Annotated in this window: 18 protein-coding genes; 10 read left to right on the top strand and 8 right to left on the bottom strand. The window is 66.3% G+C overall.

Translation table 11 applies throughout. The features are described 5' to 3' along the window. The 5 genes from dmpG to A5701_RS16370 form a co-directional block, all read left to right on the top strand. The coding region (gene dmpG / locus A5701_RS16390) for a 4-hydroxy-2-oxovalerate aldolase (RefSeq protein ID WP_067755674.1) at window positions 1–951 on the top strand (951 nt) is incomplete at its 5' end. Between the two features lie 49 nt (window positions 952–1,000). Further along, window positions 1,001–1,300, top strand: a complete 300-nt coding sequence (locus tag A5701_RS16385; protein ID WP_067755669.1) for a hypothetical protein — start codon at window positions 1,001–1,003, stop codon at window positions 1,298–1,300. A gap of 88 nt (window positions 1,301–1,388) precedes the next feature. After that, the gene (locus A5701_RS16380) at window positions 1,389–2,516 is read left to right on the top strand and encodes a hypothetical protein (protein ID WP_067755666.1); all 1,128 of its coding nucleotides are present in this window, start codon (window positions 1,389–1,391) and stop codon (window positions 2,514–2,516) included. Between the two features lie 2 nt (window positions 2,517–2,518). After that, window positions 2,519–3,301, top strand: a complete 783-nt coding sequence (locus A5701_RS16375; protein ID WP_067755663.1) for an SDR family oxidoreductase — start codon at window positions 2,519–2,521, stop codon at window positions 3,299–3,301. Between the two features lie 69 nt (window positions 3,302–3,370). Beyond that, window positions 3,371–4,519 (top strand): sulfotransferase, encoded by a 1,149-nt coding sequence (locus A5701_RS16370; protein ID WP_067755660.1) that lies wholly within the window; start codon window positions 3,371–3,373, stop codon window positions 4,517–4,519. A 1-nt stretch (window position 4,520) separates the two neighbouring features. Here the strand turns inward: A5701_RS16370 and A5701_RS16365 are convergent, their stop codons facing one another. Continuing rightward, the gene (locus tag A5701_RS16365) at window positions 4,521–4,811 is read right to left on the bottom strand and encodes a hypothetical protein (RefSeq protein ID WP_231968943.1); all 291 of its coding nucleotides are present in this window, start codon (window positions 4,809–4,811) and stop codon (window positions 4,521–4,523) included. A 107-nt stretch (window positions 4,812–4,918) separates the two neighbouring features. Here A5701_RS16365 and A5701_RS16360 point away from each other — a divergent pair, with 107 nt between their 5' ends. Beyond that, window positions 4,919–5,491, top strand: coding sequence for a TetR/AcrR family transcriptional regulator (locus A5701_RS16360; RefSeq protein ID WP_067755657.1), 573 nt, complete (start codon window positions 4,919–4,921; stop codon window positions 5,489–5,491). Between the two features lies 1 nt (window position 5,492). Here A5701_RS16360 and A5701_RS16355 read toward each other — a convergent pair whose 3' ends face one another. Both A5701_RS16355 and A5701_RS16350 read right to left on the bottom strand, forming a co-directional pair. After that, a complete protein-coding gene (locus A5701_RS16355; RefSeq protein ID WP_067755654.1) occupies window positions 5,493–5,948 on the bottom strand; it encodes a hypothetical protein in 456 nt (151 codons plus the stop codon). A gap of 4 nt (window positions 5,949–5,952) precedes the next feature. After that, window positions 5,953–7,107, bottom strand: a complete 1,155-nt coding sequence (locus tag A5701_RS16350) for a Rieske 2Fe-2S domain-containing protein (protein ID WP_067755651.1) — start codon at window positions 7,105–7,107, stop codon at window positions 5,953–5,955. A 127-nt stretch (window positions 7,108–7,234) separates the two neighbouring features. Between A5701_RS16350 and A5701_RS16345 the strand changes: the two genes are divergently transcribed. Continuing rightward, the gene (locus A5701_RS16345) at window positions 7,235–7,759 is read left to right on the top strand and encodes a gamma carbonic anhydrase family protein (protein ID WP_067755647.1); all 525 of its coding nucleotides are present in this window, start codon (window positions 7,235–7,237) and stop codon (window positions 7,757–7,759) included. On the opposite strand, the gene A5701_RS16340 is transcribed toward A5701_RS16345, so the two are convergent. From A5701_RS16340 to A5701_RS16325, 4 genes are read right to left on the bottom strand one after another with little or no spacing between them, the layout of a single operon-like run. Then, a complete protein-coding gene (locus A5701_RS16340; protein ID WP_067755643.1) occupies window positions 7,756–8,163 on the bottom strand; it encodes a nuclear transport factor 2 family protein in 408 nt (135 codons plus the stop codon). The two genes, A5701_RS16345 and A5701_RS16340, sit on opposite strands and share 4 nt — an antisense overlap. Further along, window positions 8,160–9,359 (bottom strand): thiolase domain-containing protein, encoded by a 1,200-nt coding sequence (locus A5701_RS16335; RefSeq protein WP_067755639.1) that lies wholly within the window; start codon window positions 9,357–9,359, stop codon window positions 8,160–8,162. The genes A5701_RS16340 and A5701_RS16335 overlap by 4 nt, the downstream gene beginning before the upstream one ends. Beyond that, complete coding sequence (locus A5701_RS16330; protein WP_067755635.1) at window positions 9,359–10,423, bottom strand: thiolase domain-containing protein; 1,065 nt, start codon at window positions 10,421–10,423, stop codon at window positions 9,359–9,361. Before A5701_RS16330 ends, A5701_RS16335 begins: the two co-directional genes overlap by 1 nt. 16 nt (window positions 10,424–10,439) lie before the next feature. Then, window positions 10,440–11,435: a Zn-ribbon domain-containing OB-fold protein gene (locus A5701_RS16325; protein ID WP_067755622.1), complete on the bottom strand. Its 996-nt coding sequence runs from the start codon at window positions 11,433–11,435 to the stop codon at window positions 10,440–10,442. Between the two features lie 65 nt (window positions 11,436–11,500). On the opposite strand from A5701_RS16325, the gene A5701_RS16320 reads away from it, so the two are divergent. Genes A5701_RS16320 through A5701_RS16310 form a run of 3 tightly spaced genes read left to right on the top strand, consistent with a single transcriptional unit; the run spans window position 11,501 to window position 14,482 of the window. Continuing rightward, entirely contained in the window at window positions 11,501–12,532 is a 1,032-nt protein-coding gene (locus A5701_RS16320; RefSeq protein ID WP_067755619.1) for an LLM class F420-dependent oxidoreductase, read from the top strand. Window positions 12,533–12,575: 43 nt separating this feature from the next. Then, a complete protein-coding gene (locus A5701_RS16315; protein WP_067755615.1) occupies window positions 12,576–13,292 on the top strand; it encodes an acetoacetate decarboxylase family protein in 717 nt (238 codons plus the stop codon). Between the two features lie 2 nt (window positions 13,293–13,294). Then, complete coding sequence (locus tag A5701_RS16310) at window positions 13,295–14,482, top strand: cytochrome P450 (protein ID WP_156670123.1); 1,188 nt, start codon at window positions 13,295–13,297, stop codon at window positions 14,480–14,482. Between the two features lie 42 nt (window positions 14,483–14,524). Here the strand turns inward: A5701_RS16310 and A5701_RS16305 are convergent. After that, the coding region (locus A5701_RS16305) for a DUF559 domain-containing protein (RefSeq protein WP_156670122.1) at window positions 14,525–14,767 on the bottom strand (243 nt) is incomplete at its 5' end.

Genomic DNA, 14,767 nt, shown 5'->3' with positions numbered 1-14,767 from the left:
GTGGGTGCCATCGTGGCCGCCCTGGACACCGCGGGGGTGCCCGTCATCGAGGTCACCCACGGCGACGGGCTGGGCGGCTCCAGCTTCAACTACGGCTTCTCCAAGACGCCCGAGCAAGAGCTGATCAAGCTTGCCGCCGAGACGGCCAAGGACGCCAAGATCGCCTTCCTGATGCTGCCCGGGGTCGGCACCAAGGAGGACATCAAGGAGGCCCAGGACAACGGCGGGTCGATCTGCCGGATCGCCACCCACTGCACCGAGGCCGACGTATCCATTCAGCACTTCGGCCTGGCCCGCGAACTCGGCCTGGAAACCGTCGGGTTCCTCATGATGAGCCACACGATTTCGCCGGAGAAGCTGGCCGCCCAGGCCCGCATCATGGCCGACGCCGGGTGCCAGTGCGTCTACGTGGTCGACTCGGCCGGCGCGCTGGTCCTCGAAGGGGTGCGCGACCGGGTCGCGGCCCTGGTCGCCGAGCTCGGCGACGACGCCCAGGTGGGCTTCCACGGCCACGAAAACCTGGGGCTCGGGGTGGCCAACAGTGTCGAGGCCGTCCGCGCGGGCGCCAAGCAGATCGACGGCTCGTGTCGCCGGTTCGGTGCCGGGGCGGGCAACGCGCCCGTCGAGGCGCTCATCGGCGTGTTCGACAAGATCGGCGTCAAGACCGGGATCGACTTCTTCGACATCGCCGACGCCGCCGAAGAGGTGGTCGCCCCGGCCATGCCGGCCGAGTGCCTGCTGGACCGCAACGCCCTGATCATGGGCTACTCCGGTGTCTACTCGAGCTTCCTCAAGCACGCGATCCGCCAGTCCGAGCGCTACGGCGTGCCCGCCCACCAGTTGCTGCACCGCGCCGGTCAGCGCAAGCTCATCGGCGGTCAAGAAGACCAACTCATCGACATCGCGCTGGAGATCAAGCGCGAGCAAGAAAGCGGTGCCGCCGCCAAGTAGCCTGCGCATGCACAGGCCACGCAAAGCTATCCGGAGTAACCTGGCGCGCATGACCGTGACATCCAGGAACACTCGTGGCCGCGGACCGTACGGCGTGCTCGCCGGGAGTTTGCTGGCCGTCACCGCCGCGAGCGTGATCGCGCTCCCGGTCGCCGGCGCCGCGCCCCAATGCGATCAGACCGTGGGTAACTCCATCGACCAGTACCTGCAGCGGCATCCCGATCTCCACGCGCAGCTTCAGGCCAAGTCGGAGGCGGAAGGCGGCGGCCCCAACGTCATCGACTACCTCAACCGGCATCCGGACGTGCGGCAGCATCTGATCGACCTGTCGCAGCAGTGCGCACCGTAGTGAGTCGGCCTCGTCGGTGAACGCTAGGGCGGACGCGCGGGAACGTTCGCCATTGACGAAAAAGTAGAACACGTTCTAGCGTCTATGCGTGTTCTCTGATCCTCTCACCGCCGCGATCGCCGAAGCCGAGAAACTGGTCGCCGACGCGCCCTTCATCGAGACCGAGGCAGACCTCCTGGAAGGGCTGCAGTATCTGGCGGGCTGCGTTTCGGCCTGTATCCACCTCGCCTTCGACTACGAACGGGACCACCCGTTCCTGCAGTCCGGAACCGGGCCGTTCACCAAGATGGGCCTCGACAACCCCGACACCCTCTACTTCGGCACCCGGGTACACGCCAATCACGACTACGTCGTCACCGGCCGGCGCGGCACCACGACCGACCTGAGCTTCCAGCTGCTCGGGGGTGAATACACCGACGACAACGTGCCGGCCAGCCAGGCGGCGTTCGACGACCGCGAACTCGAGATCGCGGCCGACGGCAGTTTCGAGTGGCGGGTGCGGCCCACCAGCAACGGCCAGTTGGTCATCCGCGAGGTCTATGGGGACTGGTCGGCACAGCGCGGCACGCTGGCGATTTCCCGGCTCGACACCGCGGGCACCGCGCCCCCGCCGCTGAGCCGCGAGACGATCGAAAAGCGTTATGCCACAGCGGGAAAGCAGCTCGTCAACCGGGTGAAGACGTGGCTGCAATTCCCGCAGTGGTTCTATCTCGACCTTCCGGTGAACACCATGGTTGCGCCCCGGCTCACGCCGGGCGGACTCGCGACCCAGTATTCGGCGGTCGGCCACTACGACCTGCGGCCCGATCAGGCGCTGGTGATCACCATCCCGGTTTCCGATGCGCCCTACCTCGGCTTCCAGCTGGGCAGCCTGTGGTACATCTCCCTGGATTACATCAACCACCAGACGTCGCTGAACAACACTCAGGCGCAAGCGGATCCGGACGGCAAGGTGCGCATCGTCGTCGCCGACCAGAATCCGGGAGTGACCAACTGGGTCGAGACGCTGGCGCATCGGCGGGGCTTCCTGCAGTTCCGTTGGCAGCGGGTGTCGCGTCAGCTCACCGAGGCGGACGGGCCCACCGTGGAGTTGGTCGACTTCGACGCCGTACCCGCCACGTTGCCGTACTTCGAGCACAATAAGATCTCCGACGACGAATGGCGGGCGCGAATAGCGCTGCGCCAACAACAAATTGCGGCCAGGATGCTGGGGTGACCATGTCAGGATTGCTCAACGAAAAGGTCGTCGTCATCAGCGGCGTCGGGCCGGGACTCGGCACCACCCTGGCGCACCGGTTCTCCCAGGACGGTGCCGACCTGGTCCTCGCGGCGAGGACCGTGGAACGGCTGGAAAGCGTCGCCAAGGAGGTCAACGACGCCGGGCACAAGGCGCTGGCCGTGCGCTGCGACATCACCGACGACGACGAGGTCAACTACCTCGTCGAGACGACCATGGCCACCTACGGCAAAGTCGACGTGTTGATCAACAACGCGTTCCGCGTGCCATCGATGAAGCCGTTGGCCGGCACCAGTTTTCAGCACATCCGTGATGCGATCGAGCTCAGCGCCCTGGGCGCGTTGCGGCTCATCCAGGCCTTCACGCCCGCGTTGGAGAAGTCGCACGGGTCGATCGTCAACGTCAACTCCATGGTGCTGCGGCACTCCCAGGCCAAGTACGGCGCCTACAAGATGGCCAAGTCGGCGCTGCTGTCGATGTCACAGTCCCTGGCCACCGAGCTCGGCGAGAAGGGGATCCGCGTCAATTCCGTTGCCCCCGGCTATATCTGGGGGGACACCCTGCAGGCCTACTTCGAACATCAGGCGGGCAAATACGGCACCACGGTGGACCAGATCTACGCGGCCACCGCGGCGAACTCCGACCTGAAGCGCCTGCCGACCGAAGACGAGGTGGCCTCGGCCATCCTGTTCTTGGCCAGCGACCTGTCCAGCGGCATCACCGGGCAGACCCTGGACGTCAACTGCGGGGAGTACCACACGTGATGCCGCCATCGACGATGCAGTGGGGGCACCACCCGCTTGCGGGGGACGAAGCGATGAGGAGATGGCGACATGGGAGCTGATCGCACCGACATCGGCACCGTCGACGAACTGCACGCATCTGCCAGCAAGCTGACCGGACTGGACGACTTCGGCGCCAACGACGACAACTACCTCGAGGCGCTCGAGGTGCTGCTGGACTCCTACCGGCGAGAAGCCGGCCTTACGGTGTTGGGCAGCAAGATGAATCGATTTTTCCTGCGCGGAGCCCTGGTGGCCCGGCTGCTGTCCGAGGCGTCGTGGAAGCAGTACCCGCAGCACGCCGACGTCGTGATCGAACGCCCGATCTTCGTCACCGGCCTGGTGCGCACCGGCACCACGGCGCTGCACCGGCTGCTGGGCGCCGACCCCGCGCATCAGGGCCTGCACATGTGGCTGGCCGAATTCCCGCAACCGCGGCCGCCGCGTGAAACCTGGGAATCACACCCGCTTTATCGCCAACTGGACGAGCAATTCAACCGGCACCACCGAGAGAATCCCGGTTACACGGGCCTGCACTTCATGGCCGCATACGAGCTCGAGGAATGCTGGCAGCTGCTTCGCCAGTCGCTGCATTCGGTGTCCTACGAGACCTTGGCGCACCTGCCCAGTTACGCGCAGTGGCTGTCGGAGCAGGATTGGACGCCGTCTTATCGGCGGCACCGCAAGAACCTCCAGCTGATCGGGCTCAATGACGCCGAAAAGCGTTGGGTGCTCAAGAATCCCAGCCACCTGTTCGCGCTGGACGCCTTGATGGCGACCTACCCCGACGCGCTGGTGATTCAGACCCATCGGCCGGTCGAGACGATCATGGCCTCCATGTGCTCGCTGGCTCAGCACACCGCCGAGGGATGGTCGACGAAGTTTGACGGGGCCCAGATCGGCGCCGACGCAATGGATACCTGGTCGCGGGGGTTGGAGCGCTTCAACACCGCCCGCGCCAAGTATTCACCGGCCCAGTTCTACGACGTCGACTACAAGGAACTGATCGCCGACCCGATCGGCACGGTGGCCGACATCTATCGGCAGTTCGGGATGACGCTGACCGACGAGGCGAGGGCGGCGATGGAGAAGACGCACGCCGACAGCCAGTCCGGCGAGCGGGCGCCGAAACATCGTTACTCGCTGGCGGATTACGGGCTGACCGTCGAAACCGTCAAGGAGCGCTTCGCCGGGCTGTGAATCAGTCGTCGACCGGCCGGGCCCCCAGCCAAACGCCGTCTGGTGGACCGATCGCGCCCGCGTGCTCGCGCGCCCTGGCAAGCTCGGACGAGGCCGCGAATCGCCTTGCCGCATCGATGTTTTCCATCTTCATGACGACGATGACGGTGGTGGGGTCGTCGCCGTCGATGTAGGTACCGGTCACGACCAGCCCATGCCGGCGCCGGGTTGCATCGAGTCGGGGTTCGCGAAACACGTCGTTCCATTGATCGACACTGGCGACCCGCTGTTTGACAAGCATCACCCCGGCCATGAGAACCTCCCTCAACTCACCGGCATATGTCCACAGTCGTAGACATATGCCCTCAGCGTAGCGCCGCCGGGGCGGATATGTCTACGGTTGTAGACAAAGGAGGACAGATGGACGACGTGCCACCACGGCGCCGCGACGCCGGTGCCACCAGAATCCGCCTGCTGGAATCCGCCCGCGAGCTCTTCCTTGCGCGGGGCTACAACGCCATTGGCCTGCGCGAGGTGGCGTCGAAAGCCGGTGTGGATGTCACTTTGGTCCGCCGCTATTTCGGGTCGAAGGAAAGGCTCTTCGCGGAAGCAACGGAGGTTTCGGAGAATGTGGAGGAACTTCTCGGCGCCGCGGACGATGTGCTGGCGGAGCGATTGATCGCCCGGGTGCTGGGCGCGCGCCGCGATGTCGACGCCCCGTTGTTCGCCCTGCTGAGGTCCAGCGGCGACCCTTCGGTCGTGGCGCGTCTCAACGAGCAGCTCGATGCGGGCCTCACCCACAACCTGGCCAAGCGGATAACGGCGGACCGGCCCAGGATTCGCGCGGACATGGTCACCGCCCTGCTATTGGGCATCGGCGTGCAGCGTGTCCTCCTGCAGAAGAAGCCGATGGCCGGCGCCCGCGAGGGCGACATCGCCGCGGTATTCCTAGAGGCGTTCGAAGCGATAACCAAACTGCCCCAAGGGCAGTGATTCAGTCGGCGTCCGGATCCTCGGGCTCGCCCAGGTAACCCTCCGCGACCGCATGCTCGATGCTGTCGCTCAACTTCGGGCAGGAACGGGTGCGCGCGGTGTCGCCACCGGAGTTGCGCACCTCGGTGAAGTGGGCGCACCGCTGCCAGGCCTCGGTGTTCCATTGCACGGCGGTGTGGCCCGGGCCCAGTTTCCGGACGGTGACCGTGACGTGGCAGAACCGGCAATCCACCGGCAGCAGGCCCGAGCGAAGGTAGCGCTCCCGGTCGGCGCGACTGGCTTCGGCGACGGCGGCGGCACGCTGCGGATCGTTGGCGAAATCCCTTGACTTCGACCAGGATCCGGAGCCGCCGTTGCGGGCCGGCGCGTCCTCGTGGTCGTGATGGTCACCGTGCAGCATCAGCATCGACCGGGCTAGCCGGTCGACGTCGGGGACTGCCGGTTGATCCTGGGTCATGGAATCAGTGTTGCTCCACGGGCACTTCGTCGTTGGCCGCCTTGAGGTTCTCTTCGACCTCGGCGTTCCAGTATTCGTTGGCGCGCGTGGTGTCCACCTCGATCTCGAAGCGCTCCACCATTTCCGGCTGGATGTCGGCCACGTCGACGTAGAACTGCTGATACCAGCGGCGCAGCTGGTAGACGGCGCCGTCTTCCTCGACCAGCAGGGGGTTGTCGATGCGGGTCTTGTGCTTCCAGATCTCGACGTCCTGCAGGAAGCCCTTGCTGACGCCTTCGGTGAATACCCGCGACAGCTTCTCGGTCATCGCTTCGTCCATGCCCTTGGGCTTTTCGACGATGACGCCCCACTGCAACACGAACGAGTTCTGGGTCACCGGGTAGTGGCAGTTGATCAGGATCGACTCCGCCTTGTAGCCGCCGTAGCTGTTGTGCAGCCAGTTGATCATGAACGATGGCCCGAAGTACGACGCCTCCGAGTCGAGGTGCGCCTCACCGTAGGAGGTACCCAGGTCGTTGACGTCCGGACGGCCCACGTTGTGCAGGTATTGCGACGCGATGTGACCCTCGAAGACGTTCTTGAAGTACGTCGGCAACCCGAAATGGATGTAGAAGAAGTGCGCCATGTCGGTGACGTTGTCGATGATGTCGCGGCAGTTCGAGCCCTCGATGAGGATGCGGTTCCACCGCCATTCCGTCCACTCGTTGCTGGCGGCTTCCGGGATGTCGGGGATCCGGACCGCGGGGTCCGGCGGATTCTGTTCGTGGTCGTGCCAGACGAACAACAGGCCGCCGCGCACGTCGGTCGTCCACGAGCGGGTGCGCGCCGTCTTGGGTGTGCGCTTGGCGTATGGCACGAGCTTGCAGCGGCCGTCACCGCCCCAGCGCCAGTCGTGGAACGGGCAGGCCACCTCGTCGCCTTTGATGGTGCCCTCAGAGAGGTCACCACCCATGTGCCGGCAGTAGCCGTCCAGCACGTTCAGGTCCCCGTGTGAGTCGGCGAAGACCACCAGCTTGGTGCCGAACGCCTCGATCGAGTGCGGCTTGCCGTCCTGGAAGTCCTTCGCGACGCCCAGGCAATGCCAGCCCCGGGCGTACCTTGTCGGCAGAGCACCGGGATCGATCTCCCGGATGCCGACCGCCTTGGCGTCGGTAGTCACCTGTCACCTCCAACTCGCTGGCCCTCTAACTAGAACACGTTACAGTTTTGCGGTGGCGGCGCGCAACGACGGCGAGTCTGGCCACGGCATATGCGCGGCGGATTCCCGCTCGGGGTATATCTAGACGATGCCGCTGTTTGCTTTCGAGGGCCGGGCGCCGCGGGTCGATCCCACCGCTTTCGTGGCGCCGACCGCCACCCTGATCGGCGAGGTCGTCGTCGAGGCCGGTGCATCGGTGTGGTTCAACACCGTGCTGCGCGGCGACTACGGGCCGATCGTGGTGCGCGAGGGCGCGAACGTGCAGGACGGGTCGGTGCTGCACGCGCCGCCCGGCATCCCGGTCGACATCGGGCCCGGCGCCACGGTGGCGCACATGTGCTGCATCCACGGGGTGCATGTCGGGGCCGAGGCCCTGATCGCCAACCACGCGACCGTCCTCGACGGCGCGGTCATCGGCGCGCGCAGCCTGATCGCGGCCCATTCATTGGTGACGGCCGGCACCCAGATTCCGGCCGGCATGCTGGCGGTGGGCGCACCGGCGCAGATCAAGGGACCCGTCGCCGGAACGGGCGCGGAGATGTGGGTCAAGGTGAATCCGCAGGCCTACCGCGAACTGGCTCAGCGGCACCTGGCCGGGCTCGAGCCGCTCTAGACCTTCCGGGCCGACGCGGCCGCGCGGTCCATCTCCCAGTAGGCGCGCAGGGCGGTCATCTGGCCCTCGTCGTTCGCCTTGTAGGTGAAGACGCCCTCCGCGGTCACCTGATAGTCGCCATGGGTGATCAGGATGTGGCCGACGTTGGCTTCCTCGTTGCCGCATTGGTAGGTGTCGCGGAAGACGAACTCGATCTTGGTGGTGGGCGCGATCGCTTTGTCCCAGAAGGCCGAGATCGCGTCGCGGCCCCGGTGTCCTTTGCCTTCCGGGTCGAAGGCCGACGGCCCGATCGGATCCTCGACGATCGCGTCGTCGGCGAACACCGCCAGCCACGCCTCTTTGTCCCTGGCGATGACCGCCTCGCGCGAGCGGCGGCCCGCCTCGTGCGCGGGGTTCTCGGTCACGAGCCGACTTTTTCGGGCGTGGGTTTGTCCGCGCCGACCACCCACATGGAGTAGTACTGCGAGCCACCGCCGTAGGCGTGCCCCAACGCCTTACGCGCGTTGGGGACTTGGTGATCCCCGCCCTTGCCCATCACCTGAATCGCCGCCTCGGCGAACCGAATCAGGCCGGACGCGCCGATCGGGTTCGACGACAGCACGCCGCCCGACGGGTTGACCGGTAGCCGCCCCCCGATCGCCGTCTCGCCGGCTTCGGTGAGCTTCCAGCCCTCACCCTCGGGCGCAAAGCCGAGGTTTTCCAACCACATCGGCTCGAACCACGAGAAGGGCACGTAAATTTCCGCGGCGTCGATCTCGTCGATCGGGCTCGTGATGCCCGCCGCCTTCCACAGCGCCGCGGCGGCGTCCCGCCCGGCCTGGGGGCTGACCTGGTCGCGTCCCGAGAATTGCAGCGGCTCGGTGCGCAGCGCGGTCGCGTGGATCCACGCGACCGGCTGTCCTTGGGCCAGACGGGCTTCGGCGGCCTCCTCGTTGCCGATCACCACCGCGGCGGCACCGTCCGAGGACGGGCAGGTCTCGTCGTAGCGGATCGGGTCCCACAACATCGGCGACTCCATCACCTTCTCGACGGTGATGTCGGGCTGATGCAGGTGCGCCAGCGGATTGCGGGCCCCGTTCAGCCGGTCCTTGACGGCAACCATCGCGCCGATGTTCAACGGTGCGCCGGAACGGCGGATGTAGGACCGCACGTGCGGGGCGAAATAACCGCCCGCGCCTGCGCCGACGGGCTTGATGAAGGGGACCGGAATCGACAACGCCCACATGGCATTTGATTCCGACTGCTTCTCCCAGGCCATGGCCAGCACGCGGCGGTACTTGCCGGACTGCACCAGACTGGCGGCCACCACCGCGGTGGACCCGCCGACCGAACCCGCGGTGTGCACCCGGATCAGCGGCTTGCCGGTGGCGCCGACGGCGTCGGCCATGAACAGCTCGGGCATCATCACGCCCTCGAAGAAGTCGGGCGCCTTGCCGACGACGACGGCGTCGATGTCGTCGAACGTCGAACCCGAATCTTCCAGCGCGCGGTCGATCGCCTCGCGCACCATGCCGTTCATCGAAACGTCCTTGCGCTTGGCCACGTACTTGGTCTGCCCGGTACCCAGTACCGCGGCCAGGTATGCTCCCGCTCCGGCCATCAGTTCTTTCCTTCCATGACCGCGACCAGGTTCTGTTGCAACGCGGGCCCGCTGGTGGCGTGCGCGAGCACCCGCTTGGCCGATCCGTTCCAGATGTGTTGGGCGGCAAAGCCGATACGCTCGAGGCCGGCGACGAACATGGGGTTGGCGGCCAGCGCTCCACCGGACGGGTTGACCTTGGTCGGCCCCGGTATCCGGATGGCTTGCTCGAGGATCAGGTGCTGGTGGGTGAACGGCGCGCAGATCTCCGCGACGTCCAGGTTGTCGGTTCGGCCGCCCGTGGCCGCCTGGGCCGCGGCCTTGGTCGACGGGGACTCGGTGAGGTCGCGCGCGCCGAGGGCCGGGGTTTCGATGCGGTGCTCGATTCCCGTTATCCAGGCGGGGTTCTCGCGCAGCTCGCGCGCCCGATCGTCGGCCGCGAGCACGATCGCGGCGGCGCCGTCGGTGATGGGCGCGATGTCGTGGCGCCGCAGCGGCTCGGCGAAGAACGGCCGCTCGAGCAGCTCGGCCACGCTGATCGACCCCTCCACCTTGTCGACCCGGCGCGCGTTGGCGAAGGAGTCGAACGCGACGCGCGCCATCTGCTCTTCGGTCCACTTGCCGTTGTCGAGCCCCATGCGGGCCTGCAGCCCGGCCATCGAGATCGAGTCCGGCCACAGCGGCGCGACGGTATAGGGATCGGTCTGCCGGGACAGGATCTGGCGCAGAATTCCGGCCGAGGACTTGCCGAACCCGTACACCAGCGCGGTGTCGACCTCGCCGGTCAGGATCTTGATGTAGGCCTCGTAGAGGGCCCACGCCGCGTCCATCTCGACGTGCGATTCGTTGATCGGCGGCACTGCGCCGATCGAGTCGATCGCCGAGATGAACGAGAATGCCCGCCCGGCGAGGTAATCGGAGGATCCCGAGCACCAGAAGCCGATGTCGGCCTTCGTGATACCCAGGTCCTCGTAGAGCTGGGCGAAGCACGGCATCAACATCTCGACGCCGTTGGTGGTGCCGTCTGTGCGGCGTACGTGTGGGGCGTGGGCGAAGCCGACGACCGCAACGTTGCGAGCGCTCATGTGGTAGGTGTGCCCTTTACAGGTGGTGCTTGTAGGTGTCGTAGTCGGCGTCGGGTTCCCCTGTCGGCCGGAAGTACTCGATGTTGTCGATGCCAAAGTCCCACTCCTCGCGGGGTTTCCACACCGCCTCGACGCGCATACCCATCCGCACCTCGTGCGCGTCGATGTCGGCGACCAGATGCAGGAAGGGAATGTCGGCACCGTCGAGCAGCACGTAGGCCGCCACGTAGGGCGGTTTGATGCGCTGACCCTGGAACGGGATGTTGATGATCGCGAACGTCGTGACGGTGCCCTTGTCGGGCAGCTCCACGAATTCGGTGGTGGGTTGGCCGGTGGCCGGGTCCGCGCCGTGCGGCGGGAAATAAACCTTGCCCTTCTCGCCGGTACGCGCGCCCAGCAGCTTGCCCTGCGCGATGGCCCGCAGGTAGGCGCTTTCCTCGTGGGAGGCGGTGTGCTGAATCGTCAGCGAGATCGGCGTGACGATCATGGTCACCGGATCTTGTTCGCCCGCCGGCTGTTCGGACACCGGCTCGGCTTCCTCACCGAGCTCGAAGTACGCGATGTCGGTGATGGTGCCCACCGGCTCGTCGGCCCAGTGCACATGGACCCGGGAGCCCGTCGTGATGGCTCCTGGGCTGCCGGCGTCCACGGCGTGCATCAGCGGGGTGTCCGCGCCGTCGAGCTTGATCAGCGCCCAGGCGAACGGACGGTCCAGGGGCTGACCCTCCACCGGATCCGGTTGCCACGTCCAGGAAACGACGGTGCCGACGCTGGACACCGGCACCATCTCGCCCAGCGGCTCGTAGGTGACCGGGTCGTATTCCGCCGGCGGCACGTGTACCCGGCCATCGGATCCGCGCACTCCCAGGACGTGGCGCTCACGCAGTGCGGTGAAGAACTTGCTCAGCGTGGGGCCGACCGAACGGGTGTAGTCGAAAGACAACGTCAGCGGCGCGGAGAGCGGTGGCTCAGTGGGATCCGTCAAGGTCGGGCTGCTCGAACTGGCTGTCACGCCATCGAGTAGAACAGGTTCTAAGAACTGTTTCAACATCGGGTCCTCGGAAGGGTTCAGTGACTATGAAGCTGGGATTGCAGCTCGGGTATTGGGGCGCTCAGCCGCCGGAGAACCACGCGGAGCTCGTCGCCGCCGCCGAGGAAACCGGATTCGACGCCGTCTTCACGGCCGAAGCGTGGGGATCGGATGCCTACACGCCGCTGGCGTGGCTGGGCTCGTCGACACACCGGCTGCGACTGGGCACCTCGGTGATTCAGCTGTCCGCGCGGACCCCGACGGCGACCGCGATGGCCGCGCTGACGCTCGACCATCTGTCCGGGGGCCGGCACATCATCGGCCTCGGCGTCTCGGGCCCGCAGGTGGTCGAGGGCTGGTACGGCCGGCCGTTCCCCAAGCCGCTGGCCCGTACCCGTGAATACGTCGACATCATGAGGCAGGTGTGGGCCCGCGAGAAGCCGGTCACCAGCGACGGCCCCCACTACCCGTTGCCGCTGACCGGCGAGCAGACGACCGGGCTGGGCAAGCCCCTCAAGCCCATCACCCACCCGCTGCGCCCCGACATCCCGATCATGCTGGGCGCCGAGGGGCCGAAGAACGTGGCCCTGGCCGCCGAGATCTGCGACGGCTGGCTGCCGATCTTCTACACGCCGCGGATGGCGGACACCTACAACGAATGGCTCGACGAAGGGTTCGCGCGGCCCGGGGCGCGCCGCAGCCGCGACGACTTCGAGATCTGCGCGACCGCCAACATCGTCATCACCGACGACCGCCCCGCGGCGTTCGCGGCCATGAAGCCCTACATCGCGCTCTACATGGGTGGGATGGGCGCCGAGGACACCAACTTCCACGCCGACGTCTACCGGCGGATGGGCTACGCCGAGGTGGTCGACGAGGTCACCAAGCTGTTCCGCAGCAACCAGAAGGACAAGGCCGCCGAGATCATCCCCGACGAGGTGATCGACGACGCCGCGATCGTCGGTGATATCAACTACGTCCGTGAGCAGGTCAAGGTCTGGGAAGCCGCCGGCGTCACCATGATGGTGGTCAACGGACGCAATGAGGCGCAGATCAGGGAGCTCGCCACGCTGATCTAGCCGATCCTTGCCAGGGGATTAGAACGCGTTCTAGTGTGGCCCGATGACAGCCTCGCAGCACACCATCGCGGGCACGGTACTGACCATGCCGGTGCGGATCCGCCAGGCAAATCAGCACATGGCGATGTTCTCCGTCGACGCCGACGCCGCGCAGCAGATGATCGACTACAGCGGCCTGCAGGTCTGCCGCTACCTGCCCGGTCGCGCGATCGTGGTCCTGATGCTGATGCATTACCTCGACGGCGACCTGGGCCAGTATCACGAGTTCGGCACCAGCGTCATGGTCAACCCGCCCGGCTCGAAGGCCAGCGGGCTACGAGCGCTGCAGTCGGCCGGCGCCTTCATCCATCACCTGCCCGTCGACCAGGCGTTCACCTTGGAGGCGGGCACCAAGATCTGGGGTTACCCGAAGGTGATGGGCGACTTCACCGTTCGGGAGGGGCGCCGGTTCGGTTTCGACCTCAGCATCGACGGCCAGCCGGTGATCGGCATGGATTTTCGCCCCGGCCTGCCGTTCCGGCTGACCCCCCGCCAGCAGGCGCAGACCAGTTACTCACACCGCGACGGCGTCACCCGCGAGACCGCCTTCGAACACACGCTGGATGGTGTGCACACCCGGTTCGGCGGCGTGCGGATCCGGCTGGGTGATCACCCGTATGCGAAAGAGCTTGCGTCGCTAGGCCTTCCAAAACGCGCTTTGGTGTCCAGTTCCGCTCAGAACGTCCAAATGACCTTCGGTGATGCCCAGGAGATCTCATGACGATGACCAGACCCGATGTGGATCTGACCGACGGTGCCTTCTACGCCGGCGATTCGCGGTCCGTCTACCGATGGATGCGCGAGCACGAGCCGGTCTTCCGGGACCGCAAGGGATTGGCCGCCGCGTCGACCTATCAGGCCGTGATCGAGGCCGAACGCAACCCCGAGCTGTTCTCCAACGCCGGCGGCATCCGCCCCGACCAAGACGGCGTCGAGATGATGATCGAGATGGACGATCCGCAACATCTGCTGCGCCGCAAGCTCGTCAACTCCGGCTTCACCCGCAAGCGCGTGAAAGACCTTGAAGCCAAGATCGTTTCGCTGTGTGACACGCTGATCGACGCGGTGTGCGAACGCGGCGAATGCGACTTCGTCTGGGACCTTGCCGCGCCCCTGCCGATGGCCGTGATCGGCGACATGCTCGGCGTGCGTCCCGAGGAGCGCAAGATGTTCCTCAAGTGGTCCGACGACCTGGTCAGCTTCTTGAGCAGCACCGCGGCGGAGTCCGATTTCCAGGTCACCATGGACGCTTTCGCGGCCTACAGCCAGTACATGATGGGCATGATCGAGGCCCGCAAGTCCGAGCCGACCGACGACCTGGTCAGTGTCCTGGTGCACGCGGAGGTCGAGGGCTCACGGCTCGAGGACCACCAGATTGTCACCGAGGTGCTGCTGCTGTTGATCGGCGGCGACGAGACCACGCGCCACACGCTGTCCGGCGGGACCCGGCAGTTGCTGCTGCACCCGGATCAGCACCGGCGCCTGGCGGGCGACCTGAGCCTGCTGCCCAACGCGATCGAGGAGATGTTGCGCTGGACCGCGCCGGTGAAGAACATGGCACGCACCATCACCGCCGACACCGAGTTCCACGGCACCCAGCTGCGCCAGGGCGAGAAGATGATCCTGCTGTTCGAGTCGGCGAACTTCGACGAGAAGGTGTTCGACGATCCGGAATCATTCGACATCGCGCGTTATCCGAACAACCACCTGGCCTTCGGCTTCGGGACGCACTTCTGCCTCGGGAACCAGCTAGCCCGGCTGGAGCTGTCCATCATGCAGACCCGGCTGCTGCAGCGCCTGCCGGACATGCGGCTGGCCTCGGAGGCCGACCTGCCCCTGCGGCCGGCCAACTTCGTCTCCGGCCTGGAGAAGATGCCGGTCGCGTTCACGCCGAGCGCACCGCTGGGCTAGGGCCGCCTTGGCTCGTCGCCGAGCGTGCTCTGGGGGCGGGATTTAGGCGATTTTCCCGCCCTGAGAGCACGTTCGGCGGGCCCAGGCCGCGGCCACTCGGTGCAGAATTCCGCCCTGTGTGTCGTCGGCGGTAACCCGGATGACGATCCAGCCGAGATCGGACAGCGCTTCGTGACGCGCGATGTCCCGATTGAATTGCCTGCGATCGGTCCGGTGATGGTCGCCCTCGTACTCGACGGCGAGATTGATGTCCTCCCAACCCATGTCGAGCACCGCTGCGAGTTC

The organism is Mycobacterium sp. E3305 (assembly GCF_001666785.1).
Lineage (GTDB): Bacteria > Actinomycetota > Actinomycetes > Mycobacteriales > Mycobacteriaceae > Mycobacterium.
This window is presented reverse-complemented; position numbering and strand designations above follow the sequence as displayed.

Bases quoted from the DNA above. Each gene is read 5' to 3' on its own strand.
- A5701_RS16385 (WP_067755669.1), top strand. From the start codon at position 1,001: ATGACCGTGACATCCAGGAACACTCGTGGCCGCGGACCGTACGGCGTG.
- A5701_RS16375 (WP_067755663.1), top strand. From the start codon at position 2,519: ATGTCAGGATTGCTCAACGAAAAGGTCGTCGTCATCAGCGGCGTCGGG.
- A5701_RS16370 (WP_067755660.1), top strand. From the start codon at position 3,371: ATGGGAGCTGATCGCACCGACATCGGCACCGTCGACGAACTGCACGCA.
- A5701_RS16365 (WP_231968943.1), bottom strand. From the start codon at position 4,811: ATGGCCGGGGTGATGCTTGTCAAACAGCGGGTCGCCAGTGTCGATCAA.
- A5701_RS16360 (WP_067755657.1), top strand. From the start codon at position 4,919: ATGGACGACGTGCCACCACGGCGCCGCGACGCCGGTGCCACCAGAATC.
- A5701_RS16355 (WP_067755654.1), bottom strand. From the start codon at position 5,948: ATGACCCAGGATCAACCGGCAGTCCCCGACGTCGACCGGCTAGCCCGG.
- A5701_RS16345 (WP_067755647.1), top strand. From the start codon at position 7,235: ATGCCGCTGTTTGCTTTCGAGGGCCGGGCGCCGCGGGTCGATCCCACC.
- A5701_RS16335 (WP_067755639.1), bottom strand. From the start codon at position 9,359: ATGGCCGGAGCGGGAGCATACCTGGCCGCGGTACTGGGTACCGGGCAG.
- A5701_RS16330 (WP_067755635.1), bottom strand. From the start codon at position 10,423: ATGAGCGCTCGCAACGTTGCGGTCGTCGGCTTCGCCCACGCCCCACAC.
- A5701_RS16320 (WP_067755619.1), top strand. From the start codon at position 11,501: ATGAAGCTGGGATTGCAGCTCGGGTATTGGGGCGCTCAGCCGCCGGAG.
- A5701_RS16315 (WP_067755615.1), top strand. From the start codon at position 12,576: ATGACAGCCTCGCAGCACACCATCGCGGGCACGGTACTGACCATGCCG.
- A5701_RS16310 (WP_156670123.1), top strand. From the start codon at position 13,295: ATGACCAGACCCGATGTGGATCTGACCGACGGTGCCTTCTACGCCGGC.